This window comes from Embleya sp. NPDC050493 (assembly GCF_044458105.1).
Taxonomy (GTDB): Bacteria; Actinomycetota; Actinomycetes; order Streptomycetales; family Streptomycetaceae; genus Embleya.
In genome coordinates, this window is record NZ_JBITHP010000017.1 from 192952 (window position 1) to 206013 (window position 13062).

The following is a 13062-nucleotide window of genomic DNA, read 5'->3' on the forward strand; positions in this document are numbered from 1 at the left end:
AGAGCCTGCCGGGCCGCACGCCCATTTCCCGGGAACCTCGCGCGCCCGTGCCGCTGCGTTCACGTGGCGGACATCGGCGTCGGGCGTACTGGACCAAGTTGTACAGCCAACTCCGGCACACCATTCGAAGCTCCAGGAGAACCCCGTGACAGTGCTCCGCGTTCGTGCGACCGGACTGGTGGCCGGCCTCGCCGTGGCCGCGCTCACCCTGAGCGCGTGCGGCTCGGCATCCGACAAGACGTCCGCGGCCGGCACCTCCGCCGCGCCGGGCGCTCCCGCCGGGGCCAAGGACGCGGCGTCGGCCACGTCCGTCCAGGACTTCGGCGGCATGGAGGCGCTGGTGGCCGCCGCGAAGAAGGAGGGCAGGCTCAACGCGATCGCGTTGCCCCGCGACTGGGCCAACTACGGCGCGCTGATCGACGCCTTCCAGGCCAAGTACGGCATCAAGGTCGAGGTGGAGAACCCCGACGGCTCGTCCCAGGACGAGATCAACGCGGTGACCCAGCGCAAGGGCCAGGACCGCTCGCCCGACGTGGTGGACCTGGGCAACGCATTCGCGCTCAGCGCCGCCAAGCAGGACCTGCTCGCGCCGTACCGGGTCGCCGCGTTCGACCGGATCCCCGAGCCGCAGAAGGATGCCCAGGGCCGTTGGTTCAACGACTACGGCGGCTACATCTCGATCGGCTGCGACGCCGCGCGGATCAAGGAGTGCCCGAAGACGTTCGCCGATCTGCTCAAGCCGCAGTACAAGGGCCAGGTCGCGCTCAACGGCAACCCGACCAAGTCCGGCTCGGCGTTCGGCGGCGTGTACGCGGCGGCCCTCGCGAACGGCGGCTCGTTCGACGACATCCAGCCCGGCCTGGACTTCTTCGGCAAGCTCAAGAAGAACGGCAACTACAACCCGGTCGAATCGACCCCGGCCACCGTGCAAAAGGGCGAGACGCCGATCAGCATCGACTGGGACTACCTCAACGCGGGCTATGCGGACGAGTTCAAGTCCAAGGGCGTCGACTGGCAGGTGAACATCCCCGCCGACGGGGTCTACGCCCAGTACTACTCGCAGGCGATCGTGAAGTGGGCACCGCACCCGGCCGCCGCGCGCCTGTGGCAGGAATTCCTGTACAGCGCCGAAGGCCAGAACCTGTGGCTCAAGGGCTACGCCCGTCCGGCGCTGATGGGTGCCATGCAGGAAGCCGGCACGCTGGACGCCGGGTTCGCCGCGAAGCTGCCCGCGGTGCCCGGTGGCGGCACCCCGGTCTTCCCGACCCCGGACCAGGTGGACAAGGCCAAGAAGGTCCTCACCGGTGGCTGGGGCCAGGCAGTCGCCGGATGAGCACCGACCTCTCCGACCTCGGTGCCCCCGCCGCGGTCCGGATCGCGCCCGCGCTCGCCTCGCGCGCGCCGCGTGCGGTCCGGCCCCGGCGGCGGCGCCGCGCCCCGCACTGGCTCGGCGTCGCGCCGTTGCTGCTGTTCGCCGCCGTGGTCTTCGGTGTGCCCACGGCCGCGATGGTCTTCGGCGCCTTCACCACGCCGGCCACCGCCCCCGACGGCGTACAGGTCACCGGCGCCAACATGTCCGCCTCCGTGCAAGGTGCCTACCTGACCGCGCTGGTCGGCAGTGTGAAGTTGTCCGCCGTCACGGCGCTGATCGCCACCGGATGCGCACTGCCGATCGCCCACACCGTGGTGACCTCGCGCTTTCGCTTCGTCCGCGAGGCCGCACTGACCGCATCCGGCGTGCTCGCCAACTTCGGCGGGGTCGCACTCGCGTTCGCGTTCGTGGCCACGCTCGGCAACGCCGGTGTGGTGACCGGCGAATGGGACCTGACCGAGCACGGCTGGAGCCTCTACAGCTTCACCGGACTGTCCGTGGTCTACCTCTACTTCCTGATCCCGCTCATGGTGCTCATCCTGACCCCCTCCCTCGAAGGACTGCGCAAGCAGTGGCGCGAGGCGGCGCGCAACAACGGGGCCAACGCCTTCCGCTACTGGGTGCACGTCGCGTTGCCGATCCTGACGCCCGCGCTGCTCGGCGGGTTCGTGTTGCTCTTCGGCTCGGCGTTCGCCGCCTACGCGACGGCAGCCGCGATGGTCGGCAGTTCGGTGCCGTTGGTGACGATGCAGATCGCCGACGCGCTGTCCGGCAACGTCCTGGTCGACCAGGGCAACGTGGCGCTCGCGCTCAGCCTGGACATGGTCGTGGTGGCCGGCCTGGTCACCGCCGTTCACCTGCCCCTTCAGCGCCGGAGTGCCCGATGGCTCGACTAGGCCGTGTCCGGCGGATCCGCTGGTCGCGGGGCGTCGTCCTGCTGATCGCCGGCACCTACTTCCTGCTGCCGATGGTGTGCTCGGTGGTCTTCACCATCGACGTGCCCGGCCAGGGCATCACGTTCGACGCGTACACCGGGATCCTGGGGGCCGACGGCTTCCTGGACAGTCTCGTCCTCACCCTCGAACTCGCCGCCGCCACCGTGGTATCGGTGTTGCTGCTGCTGGTGCCCGCGCTGATCACCGTGCGGCTGACCGCGCCGCGACTGCGCTGGGTGATCGAAGTGGTGTGCTCACTGCCACTGGTGGTGCCCGCCATCGCGCTGGTCGCCGGCATCGGCACGGTGCTGCGCTGGGGGCCGGACCACCTGGCCGACACCCCGTTGTACGACACGTTCATCGCCATCCAGGACCCCGACTTCCCCGTCGTGCTCGTGCTGGCGTACACGCTGATGGCGCTGCCGCTGGCGTACCGCACGCTCGACGGCGGGCTCGCCGCGATCGACCTGAAGGTGCTGGTCGAGGCGGCGCGCGCGTGCGGCGCGACCTGGCCGCGCGCGGTGCTCCGGGTGGTCCTGCCGAACCTGCGCGGCGCGCTGCTCAACACCGCGTTCCTGACCCTCGCGCTCGTGCTCGGCGAGTACACCGTGGCCGCGATCCTGGGCTACCGCCCCTTCGCGGTGTGGATCGTCGGTATCGGCGGTTCGCAGGCCGAGATGTCGGTCGCGGTGTCGGTGATCGGCCTGCTCGTCACCTGGGTGCTGCTGCTCGCACTCGCCACCGCCGGCCGGCCGCGCAACGCCCGGACGAACACCACCCCGGAGACCTCGTGACCATGACGTTCGACCAGCCGAAGACCCTCGCCGAGGCCGGACCGCAGACCGGCGCCGCCGGGGCCACGATCGAATTCCGGGGCCTGCAACGCTCGTTCGGGAACGTGCGGGCTCTGGCCGGTCTCGACCTGACGGTCGGTCGGGGCGAACTCGTCGCCCTCCTGGGCCCGTCCGGATGCGGCAAGACCACCGCCCTGCGGGTGGTGGCGGGCTTCGAGCATCCCGACGCCGGCGAAGTGCTGGTCGACGGTGAGGACATCACCCGAGTTCCCGCGCATCGTCGCGACGCGGGCATGGTCTTCCAGTCGTACAGCCTCTTCCCGCATCTGAGCGCGCTGGACAACGTGGCGTTCGGCCTGCGGATGCGGGGCGTGGGTCGCGCCGAGCGGCGCGCTCGCGCCGGCGAACTCCTGGACCTGGTCGGCCTTCCGGACCGGGCCGACCGGTATCCGCACCAGCTCTCCGGCGGCCAGCAACAGCGCATCGCGCTGGCCCGGGCCCTCGCGCTGCGCCCACGTGTCCTGCTGCTGGACGAACCGCTGTCGGCGCTGGACGCGCGGGTACGGCTGACCCTGCGCGACGAGATCCGCCGACTTCAGCAGGAACTCGGCATCACCACACTGTTCGTGACCCACGATCAGGAGGAGGCGCTCTCGCTCGCCGACCGGGTCGCGGTGATGAACGCGGGGCGACTGGAGCAGTGCGCACCGCCGGCGGAGCTGTACGCCCGTCCCGCAACCGCGTTCGTCGCCGAGTTCGTCGGAGTGATGAGCCGCGTACCCGCCCACGCCGACGGTGCGGTGGTGCGCGTCCTCGGCCGCACCCTGCCGATCGACGGCGACCCGGCCCACGGTGACGTGGACGTGCTCCTGCGCCCGGAGTCGATCGAGGTGGTGGCCGCGGCGGACGGCTCGGCGCAGGTGCTGGGCGCGGCCTTCCTGGGGGCGGTCACCCGCCTGAGCGTGCGCTCGGCCGCCGGCGCGACGGTCAAGATCGACATACCCTCGCACGTCGCCGCGACGCTGCCCCTGGGCTCCCGCGTCGAACTCGCCCTGCCGGAACGGCCGGTACTGGTCGCACCCCGCAAGGAGCCGGCCCGGTCGTCGTCCCGCCCGCCGCACGAGGAAGGAACCACCACAATGGGGGTACCACGGTCGGGGTAGTGTGGGTGGGGTGAATCAGGATCGACGAGACCGTCTGCGGGACGCGGCCATCGAGGTGTTGGCGGAGCACGGCGGGCGTGGTCTGACCCACCGGGCGGTGGACGCCGGCGCGGAAGTGCCGCTCGGCACCACCAAGAACTACTTCCCGACCAGGGACGCCCTGCTGCGTGCGGGCGCGGAGCGATGCCTGGAGCTCTACCGCGAACTCCCCGTGCCCGTACCCGGGGATCGGGAGAGCCTGGTGGTCATGCTTCGCATGCTGCTGGAGAACGTCGCGGGACCCGGCCGATCGCGAATGCTGGCATACCTGGAGCTCCAGTCCGAGGCCACGCGCAAGCCGTGGCTGGCGACCCTACTGGACGACATCGCGGCTGCGGACTTCGCGGACTTCGATCGGGCCCAGCGAGCCGCGGGGTTGGCGGTCACCCGCCGTCGGGCCGCGGCCGTGACGCTGGCCCTGCACGCCGCCATCCCACACCTGCTGACGAGCGGTCCGAAGACCCTGGCCGCGAGCGGACTCGACGACCTCGATCGATTCGTTCGCGACCTCCTGGACACGGTGTACGACCACGCCGCCCCCCGGCCGGCCGCCGCCGGGTCCGCATGATCACGCGGATGTCCCACAGGTAGCTTTCAGGCGTGGACCCGCGGTCGGTGAGCGGCCGTGGTTCAGGCGGCACCCGGGAAAGGGGTTCTCCATGGGAGAGACGTTGCGAGTGGCGATGATCGGTGCCGGCGGGATCGGCGGCTACTTCGGCGGCCGGCTGGCCGCCGCGGGGCACGACGTCACCTTCGTCGCACGAGGTGCACATCTGGAGGCCCTGCGACGGGAGGGGTTGTCCGTGGACAGTGTGGCCGGCAGCTTCACCGTCGCACCGGCGCAGGCGACCGACGACACCCGCGACATCGGCGAGGTCGACGTGGTGATGTTGTGCGTCAAGACCTGGCAACTACCCCCGGCCATCGCGGCGTTGGAGCCGCTCGTCGGTCCGGGAACGGCGGTCGTCACCGTGCAGAACGGTGTCGAGGCCCCCGAACAGGTCGCCCAGGCGATCGGCCGACACGCCGTCCTGCCCGGCACCGTGAAGATCTTCGCGAACCTGGACGGGCCCGGGCGGGTGCGCCATGTCGGCGGCCCGGCCGCACTGACCTTCGCGGAATGGGACAACCGGCCGACGGAACGAGCGGAACGGTTGCGCGCCGCGCTGGACACCGCCGGCACGACCGCGGTGATATCCGCGGACATCTGGGCCGAGTTGTGGGCGAAGTTCCTGTTCGTCGTGCCGTTCGGCGGTCTGGGCGTCGCCACCGACGCGCCCATCGGAGTGCTGCGCTCCCGCGAAGGCACACGTCGGCTGCTCGTCGACGCCATGCGCGAGATCCGGCAGGTCGCGCAGGCGATGGGCAGCGCGCTGCCCGACGACATCCTGGACACGACGATGGCGTTCGTGGACGGACAACCCGCCACCGGTACATCCTCGTTGCAGCGCGACATCGCCTCCGGCCACCGATCCGAACTCGAGGCCTGGACGGGCGCGGTGGTACGCCTGGGCGCACGCACGGGTACCGCGACGCCGGTCAACAACCTCCTGTACGAGGTGGCAAGCGTGCGTGCGGCTCGATCCGAGGTCTCGCCCGAGACCACCGGTTGACCGGGACTCGTCCGGCTCGAGGGACGGGCCGACGTGCCGTACCGCTCCGGGCCGGTGCCGCGATAGATGCGGCACCGGCCCGGGCGCCGGGGCCGTCGGGTGACGGCTGCCGGGTGCCAGGTGCCAGGTGCCAGGTGCCAGGTGCCAGGTGCCAGGTGCCGGGCGTCGGATGCCGAGTGCCGAGTGCCGAGTGGCGGCCGCCGGGTCCGATGCTCGGACGGCGAAGGGCTGCGTCTCGGCGGCGGTCACGTCGAGACGTACGGGCCGACGTTGTCGGAACTGCCACAGATGTGGTACCACAGGTGTGGTAATGGTTGATGCGACGGCGACGACGATCCCGAGGTGGCCCCGTGCCTGTTGGATATCTCGTGACGGTGGCGGCCGTGGCCGTGGCCACCCTGCTCGCGCTGGTACCGCTGCGCCGACCGCGGCTCCTTGCGGATCTGAGTTTTCGCCTCACCCTCGTGCTCAACGAGGTGCCGTTCCTCTGCTTCTGCTGGCTTCTGGCGTGCACGGCGTGGGCCTTCTCGCAGGGGGACGTGCAATCGCTCGTCGGTTGGGCGACGGTCGGACTGGCCGGGGCGAGCACGGCGGGCCTCGCGGTGCTCGCCCGGAACGGGTTGCGGGCGGGCCCGGTGGCCGAGCAGGCCCTGGCCGAGGCACTGGGCGCGGACTGGCGTACGTCCATCGACCCCGGGACGGCCGCGGGGCTGCGCCGCCGCCTTCCGCTCGGCCGCATCCTGGTCGTGCCGTTTTTCCGCCGCCGCCGTGACGTCCGGCGCACGGCGAACATCGGCTACGGCGACGCGGGCAGGAGAAACCTGCTCGACGTGTATCACCACCGATCCCGCCCTTCGGGCGGTCCCGTGCTGATCCACCTGCACGGTGGGGGATACGACCGAGGCAGAAAGAACAGCCACTCACTGCCGTTGATCCACCGGCTCGCGAGTCGGGGTTGGGTGTGCATCAGCGCGAACTACCGGCTGCGATCCGATGCCCGGCACCCGGACCACCTCATCGACCTGAAGAGGGTGATCGCCTGGGTTCGCGAGAACGGCCACGCGTACGGCGCCGATCCGTCGAAGCTGTTCGCGTCCGGCAGTTCCGCCGGGGCGCACCTGGCGGCCCTGGCCGCCCTCACGCCCAACGACCCCGCCTTCCAACCCGGATTCGAGTCCGTCGACACCACGGTCACCGCTGCCGTCTGCCTCAACGGCTACTACGGCAACTACTACGGCCAGGGCCCCGATTCCTCTCCCCTGGCGTACGTGGGGCCCGACGCGCCACCGTTCTTCATCGCGCACGGCGACCACGACACGGTGGTGCCCGTGGCCACCGCCCGACGCTTCGCCGAGGCGCTCCGCGAGGCCTCGGCCAACCCGGTCGTCTACGCCGAACTCCCCGGCGCCCAGCACGCCTTCGACCTGTTCCACTCCTTCCGCTTCGAGCACGTCGTCGACGCCGTCGAATCCTTCGCAGCCCACATCAACACGCACGAAAAGGCAACCGACGCCACGCACGGGCGCCCCTGACCCGACCACAACGACGAGCCCGAGCGCCGCGCGCGGGGCGTCGACGTCGTGGCCGAGGCGCATCGATGGGCCCGACAGCAGGGCGTGCTCCGGGCCGGGCGGGGGGCGGTTGGTCGGCCGTCGATTCGGCGCTCGGACGTCAGTCGGTGACCAGGTCCATCCGCAGGAACTCGGTGATTCGGAGCAGCTTCGGTGGGCGGGCCACCGAGTCGGGGAGCGCCTGGAACGCTTCGGCCGCTCCGACGAGACGTGGGGCGGCGAGCTTCATTTCCTTCCCGCCGACCCGGAGCCGTGCACCGTCGGCCGCCAGGACGTTGCGCACCCAGTCCGAGCCCGAGCCGTACACCGGGACGAACAGGTAGCCGCCGTCCACGGGATGCGCGTCGAGCGGTGTGCGGTACGTCCGGCCGGAGGTGCGCCCGACGTGGGTCAGCACGGGCCACTTCCCGCCCGCGACCGCACGAGGGTTGAACATCCGCTTGTTCACATGCCCCCACCACCTGGGCATCGGCATCGGCGTCTCCTTCTCCCGCCCCGACAGGGCGCGTTTCGATCCGGCGCGATCGTCGGCCTCCCGGCCCATCCCGACCCGGGGACTTACGCTCGTAAGGCTGGCTTACGCATGTAAGCTTGTCAACACGTCCGACCCCGGGAGCCGCCGTGTCACCGCCGCCGTCACCGCCGTCACGGCGTCCGTCCCCGCCTCGGCAACCGCTCGGCAGGGAGCGCGTGTTGGAAGCCGCGATCCGGGTGGCGGACAGCGGCGGGGTGCAGGCGATCACGATGCGCAAGGTGGCGCGGGAACTGGGCGTGGAGGCGATGTCGCTCTACCACCACGTGCCCAACAAGGACGCGATCCTCGACGGCGTGGTCGACACGGTGTTCGCGGCGATCGACCTGCCCGATGCCGAGTGCGACGACTGGCGGGACGCGATCCGGGCCCGTGCCCACTCCGCGCGTGCGGTGCTGTCGCGGCACAGCTGGGCGCTGGGCCTCATGGACTCCCGCCGCAACCCCGGGTCGGCGACGCTGCGCCACCACGACGCCGTCCTCGGCGTGCTCCGGGAGGCGGGATTCACGCCGGCGATGGCCGTGCACGCCGTCTCGCTCATCGACAGCTACGTCGGCGGATACGTCCTCCAGGAGGCGAACCTGCCGGCGACGACCCCGGGCGACGTCGGGGACTTGGCCCAGGACATCCTGGAGCACGTGTCGGCGGACGAGTTGCCCTACCTCAGGGAGGTGATCGTCGGCCACGCCCTGCAGCCGGGCTACGACCACACGAGCGAGTTCGGCTACGGCCTGGACCTGATCCTGGACGCGCTCGAAGCCCGCAGGGGATAGTGCCCGAGCCGACGGTGTGCGTACGACCGGGAATCGCCGCCTGCCGGCAGCCGTGGCGTCCTGCGTCGCGCCGCCGACCGCCCACCTCGCCGGGCCACGCGGCCGACGGGAACCAGCGCTGCCCGGTCGGCTGCCGGTCGGTGCGCCCCGCGAGTCCACGGCCGCGCGCGTTCGCGCCTCGTGCTTCGATGCGCCGTTGACCCCTGGCCCGGGTCCGGCGGATCTTGGCAGCCCACGCCCCCGAGCACCGTCGTCGGCATACGCACGACATCCGGGCGGGGCCTTGCCACGAAAGGCTCAGCGTGCACGCCTCCTCCGGGATCGACCTCTTCGACGACGCCACCCTCGCGGACCCCTATCCGGCCTACGCCCGGCTGCGCGAACTCGGCGCGGCCGTCCGCCTCGAAACGCACGACGTCTGGGCACTGCCGCGGCATGCGAGCGTCGCCGCCGCGCTGCGGGACCCGGCGACCTACTCCAGCGAACGCGCCCTCGCCCTGACCGACTCGGTCAACGACCGGCTTCTGGTGGGCACCGTGGTGGGCACGGACGGCGCCGCCCACGCGCGGTTGCGCCGCGTGCTCTCGCGGCAACTGGCGCCCCGGGCGCTGAAATCCCTCGTTCGCGACATGCGCGAACGCGCCCGCGCCCTGGTCGAGGCGCTCCCTCGGGACGGCGGCTTCGACGCGGTCACCGACCTGGCGGCCCCCTTCGTCGCCGGCGTCGTGATGCGCCTGATGGGCCTGCCCGAGCAGGACCGCGCCCTGCTCCTGGATCTTGCCGACGCGACGTTCGACACGTTCGGCCCCGACAACGCGCGTACCCGAGCCGCATTTCCCCACGCCGAGGAGATGTTCCGCTATCTCGACCGGGTCGCCACCCGCGACAGGATCGCGGCCGACAGTTGGCTCGGCGCGATCCACATCGCGGTCGACCGCGGCGACATCGAGGAATCCCAGGCGGTGCCGCTCATGCTCTCCTACACCGTCGCCGGCATGGACACCACCATCCACGCCATCACCGCGGCCCTGCACCTGTTGGCCCACACCGATCAGTGGGCACTCGTGCGGGACCGCGTCGTCCCCACCGAAGCGGTCCTGGCCGAGGCGTTGCGAATGGAGGCCCCCATACAGTTCTTCGGCCGCCGCACCACCCGCGACGTCCGGGTCGGCGACACCGTCGTACCCGCCGGCGATCAGGTCCTGCTGCTCTACGGCTCCGCGGGCCGCGACCGCGCCAAGTGGGGGCCGAACGCCGATACGTTCGACATCACCCGGGACAGCCGCGACCACCTCGCGCTCGGTTCGGGAATCCACCAGTGCGCCGGAAACCACCTCGCGACCCTGGAATTCGACGCCGTCCTCGATGCCCTGGCCACCCGCTTCCGCACCCTTGCCCCGAGCCCCGACCGAGCCCCCACCCGGCGCCCGCACAACATCCTGCGCGGCTGGCACACCCTGCCCCTGGTCGCGGCGTGAACCCATGACCCGCGGGGCCTGACGTCGTCGTGTTCCTCGCCTCGGACGCCGCCCGCCGGATCACCGGCCACGTCATCGACGCAAGCGGCGGCCTCCTCCTCGGCCCACGCGCCCGAACCCGCCGTGCCGGTGTCCCGGCGCGTACGCCGTGCCGCTTCGACAGGCCGTCGTGCCCGCACCGTGCCGCCTCGATTCCGTCGAGCCGCTCGTCGACGAGCTATGCGCTCAAGCTCTGGTTAGAAGTTATCACGTAAGCACTTGACGCTAGCTGTTCACGGGCGTTACAACTTATAACGAACGGCAGGGCAACTAAGCGCCCTGGGTGGTGCGGCACCGCAGAACCACCTGCCGGAGCGAGGAATCTTCGAGTGCCCCGCGCCGGCTCCCCGATGCCAACCCCGGCTGCTTCACGTCGTTTTCACCGCAGGAATGCCATAAGGAGTCAGCGCGTGTTTGAACGCATAGCCGAACTGGTGATTCGCCGGTCCCGGCTCGTATTGATCGTCGCCGTCGTTGCTCTGGCCCTGATGGGCGCCGCGGGCGCCGGCGCGTTCGGCAAGTTGATGGGCGGCGGCTACGACGACCCGGCCTCCCAGTCCAGCCGGGCCGGGGATGTCATCGAGAAGAAGTTCGGCGGCGAGACGAACCTGATCCTGCTGGTCCGCGCCTCGCAGGGCGGCGTCGACGACCCGGCCGCCAAGCAGAGCGGCCGGTCCCTGGTGGCCGACCTCAAGAAGGAGCGGCACCTCGACAACGTGATCTCGTACTGGGACACGGACAACCCCGCCCTGCGCTCCAAGGACGGCCGCGAGGCCATGGTGCTCACCCACGTGAAGGGCGACGACACCGAGCGGGACAAGAACGCCAAGAGCCTCATCGAAACCTACACCGGAAAGAACCGGGACGGGCTCACCGTGCAGGCCGGCGGCGGCGCCGCCGTCAACAGCGACCTGGGCACCCAATCGGGCAAGGACCTCCTCCTGGCCGAGGCCATCGCCGTGCCGCTGACCCTCGTGCTGCTCCTGGTCGTCTTCGGCAGCGTGGTCGCGGCCCTGTTGCCACTGGCCATCGGACTCATCGCCATCGCAGGCACATTCGCGGAGCTCTACTTCCTCGGCAGCGTCACCGACGTCTCCATCTTCGCGACCAACCTGACCACGGCCCTGGGCCTGGGCCTGGGCATCGACTACGCCCTGCTGATGGTCAGCCGGTTCCGAGAGCAACTCGCCGCGGGGGCGACCGTGGACGACGCGGTGCGGCAGACGGTGCACACCGCGGGCCGTACGGTCGCCTTCTCCGCCGCGACGGTGGCGGCCGCACTCAGCGCACTTCTGGTGTTCCCGCAGTACTTCCTCCGCTCGTTCGGCTACGCCGGGGTCGGTGTCGTCGCCATCGCAGCCGTCGGCACCCTGTTCGTGATGCCCGCCCTGTTCGTGGTCCTGGGGCACCGAGTCAACAGCGGGCGGCTGCCGTGGGCGAAGCAGGAGCGCTCCGCCTCCCGGGCGCCCCTGTGGGGACGACTGGCTCGTACCGTCATGCGGCGGCCCGCGCTCACCGCGCTGCCCGTGCTCGCGGTACTGCTGCTGGCGGCGAGCCCGCTGCTGGGTATCACCCTCGGCACGCCGGACGAGCGAGTGCTGCCCGAGGACGCGAAGAGCCGACAGGTCGCCACGGAACTGCGGAAGAACTTCGACGGCAACGACGCGGCCGCCCTGCACATCGTCATCGACAAGGCCGTGGGCGAGGCCCCGCTGGGCGCCTACGCGGCGGAACTGTCCAAGCGCGAGGACATCGTCCGGGTCGAGGCCAGTACGGGAACCTACATCGCCGGACGCTCCACCCCGCCCGGGCCCGCCAACGCCGCCCTCGGCCGCCCCGACGCACAGCGGATCAACGTGGTCAGCGGCCTGGCGCCGAAGTCGGACAAGGGCCAGAGCCTGGTGAAGGAGGTACGAGCGGTCACCCCGCCGCCCGGGACGCATCCCCGGGTGGGTGGCACCGGCGCCGAACTGGTCGACTCCAAGGACTCCATCATCGGCCGGATCCCGCTCGCCGCGGCCCTGATCGCCCTCACCACCTTCCTCCTGCTCTTCCTGTTCACCGGCAGCGTCGTGCAACCGCTGCGCGCGCTGGTCCTGAACATGGTCAGCCTGGGAGCGACCCTCGGCGTGATGACCTGGATCTTCCAGGAGGGCCACCTCGATTCCGTGCTCGGCTTCACCCCACAGCCGATGGACACCTCGATGACCATGCTGATGTTCTGCATCGCCTTCGGTCTGTCGATGGACTACGAGGTGTTCGTCACCAGCCGGATCAAGGAACTCCACGACCAGGGCGAGGACACCGAGTCGGCCGTGGTCGACGGCCTCGGCCACACGGGACGCATCGTCAGCGCGGCGGCCTGCCTGCTCGCGGTGAGCTTCTTCGCCTTCGGCACGGCCGAACTCAGCTTCATGCAGATGTTCGGCCTGGGCAGCGGCCTGGCCATCCTCATCGATGCCATCGCCGTACGCGGCATCCTCGTCCCCGCCGCGATGCGGCTGCTCGGCCGCTCGGCCTGGTACGCGCCCCGCCCGCTGCGCAGGTTCCACGACCGATTCGGCCTCAGCGAGGGCGGCCCCAAGCCGGCGACTCCCGCGGCCGAGTCGCCGTACGCGCACACCTCGACGGGAGCCTGACCACCCGAGCCACCCCGCGCCGGGGGCCCCCCCCCCCCCCCCCCGGGGGGGCCGGGGGCGCGGGGGGGGGGAGCCGCCCGGGGGACCCGCCCCCCGGCACCCCCCCCCCCGCGG

Annotated in this window: 11 protein-coding genes; 10 read left to right on the top strand and 1 reads right to left on the bottom strand. The window is 71.2% G+C overall.

The window, feature by feature from the left end; all coding sequences use genetic code 11:
- Positions 1-151 precede the first annotated feature (151 nt).
- The 7 genes from ACIBM5_RS29280 (at position 152) to ACIBM5_RS29310 (ending at position 7448) form a co-directional block, all read left to right on the top strand.
- A complete protein-coding gene (locus ACIBM5_RS29280; RefSeq protein ID WP_396009546.1) occupies positions 152-1333 on the top strand; it encodes an ABC transporter substrate-binding protein in 1182 nt (393 codons plus the stop codon).
- Complete coding sequence (locus ACIBM5_RS29285; protein WP_396009516.1) at positions 1330-2268, top strand: ABC transporter permease; 939 nt, start codon at positions 1330-1332, stop codon at positions 2266-2268. Before ACIBM5_RS29280 ends, ACIBM5_RS29285 begins: the two co-directional genes overlap by 4 nt.
- Positions 2256-3101, top strand: a complete 846-nt coding sequence (locus tag ACIBM5_RS29290; RefSeq protein ID WP_396009517.1) for an ABC transporter permease — start codon at positions 2256-2258, stop codon at positions 3099-3101. The genes ACIBM5_RS29285 and ACIBM5_RS29290 overlap by 13 nt, the downstream gene beginning before the upstream one ends.
- A 2-nt stretch (positions 3102-3103) precedes the next feature.
- Entirely contained in the window at positions 3104-4264 is a 1161-nt protein-coding gene (locus ACIBM5_RS29295; RefSeq protein ID WP_396009547.1) for an ABC transporter ATP-binding protein, read from the top strand.
- A 10-nt stretch (positions 4265-4274) separates the two neighbouring features.
- A complete protein-coding gene (locus ACIBM5_RS29300) occupies positions 4275-4871 on the top strand; it encodes a TetR/AcrR family transcriptional regulator (protein WP_396009518.1) in 597 nt (198 codons plus the stop codon).
- Positions 4872-4962: 91 nt separating this feature from the next.
- Positions 4963-5916, top strand: a complete 954-nt coding sequence (locus ACIBM5_RS29305) for a 2-dehydropantoate 2-reductase (protein WP_396009519.1) — start codon at positions 4963-4965, stop codon at positions 5914-5916.
- Between the two features lie 350 nt (positions 5917-6266).
- Positions 6267-7448 carry an alpha/beta hydrolase gene (locus tag ACIBM5_RS29310; RefSeq protein WP_396009520.1) on the top strand — a complete coding sequence of 394 codons (1182 nt, stop codon included), beginning with the start codon at positions 6267-6269 and terminating at the stop codon, positions 7446-7448.
- Positions 7449-7587: 139 nt separating this feature from the next.
- On the opposite strand, the gene ACIBM5_RS29315 is transcribed toward ACIBM5_RS29310, so the two are convergent.
- A complete protein-coding gene (locus ACIBM5_RS29315; protein ID WP_396009521.1) occupies positions 7588-7962 on the bottom strand; it encodes a nitroreductase family deazaflavin-dependent oxidoreductase in 375 nt (124 codons plus the stop codon).
- A 215-nt stretch (positions 7963-8177) separates the two neighbouring features.
- On the opposite strand from ACIBM5_RS29315, the gene ACIBM5_RS29320 reads away from it, so the two are divergent.
- From ACIBM5_RS29320 to ACIBM5_RS29330, 3 genes are all read left to right on the top strand, one after another.
- A complete protein-coding gene (locus ACIBM5_RS29320) occupies positions 8178-8792 on the top strand; it encodes a TetR/AcrR family transcriptional regulator (RefSeq protein WP_396009522.1) in 615 nt (204 codons plus the stop codon).
- 302 nt (positions 8793-9094) lie between these two features.
- Positions 9095-10270, top strand: a complete 1176-nt coding sequence (locus ACIBM5_RS29325; protein WP_396009523.1) for a cytochrome P450 — start codon at positions 9095-9097, stop codon at positions 10268-10270.
- Between the two features lie 449 nt (positions 10271-10719).
- Positions 10720-12948: an MMPL family transporter gene (locus ACIBM5_RS29330; protein ID WP_396009524.1), complete on the top strand. Its 2229-nt coding sequence runs from the start codon at positions 10720-10722 to the stop codon at positions 12946-12948.
- The last annotated feature ends 114 nt before the right edge of the window (positions 12949-13062 follow it).

Excerpts from the sequence above, each read along its gene's own strand:
- ACIBM5_RS29305 (WP_396009519.1), top strand. The coding sequence starts at position 4,963 with ATGGGAGAGACGTTGCGAGTGGCGATGATCGGTGCCGGCGGGATCGGC.
- ACIBM5_RS29315 (WP_396009521.1), bottom strand. The coding sequence starts at position 7,962 with ATGCCGATGCCCAGGTGGTGGGGGCATGTGAACAAGCGGATGTTCAAC.
- ACIBM5_RS29295 (WP_396009547.1), top strand. The coding sequence starts at position 3,104 with ATGACGTTCGACCAGCCGAAGACCCTCGCCGAGGCCGGACCGCAGACC.
- ACIBM5_RS29285 (WP_396009516.1), top strand. The coding sequence starts at position 1,330 with ATGAGCACCGACCTCTCCGACCTCGGTGCCCCCGCCGCGGTCCGGATC.
- ACIBM5_RS29290 (WP_396009517.1), top strand. The coding sequence starts at position 2,256 with ATGGCTCGACTAGGCCGTGTCCGGCGGATCCGCTGGTCGCGGGGCGTC.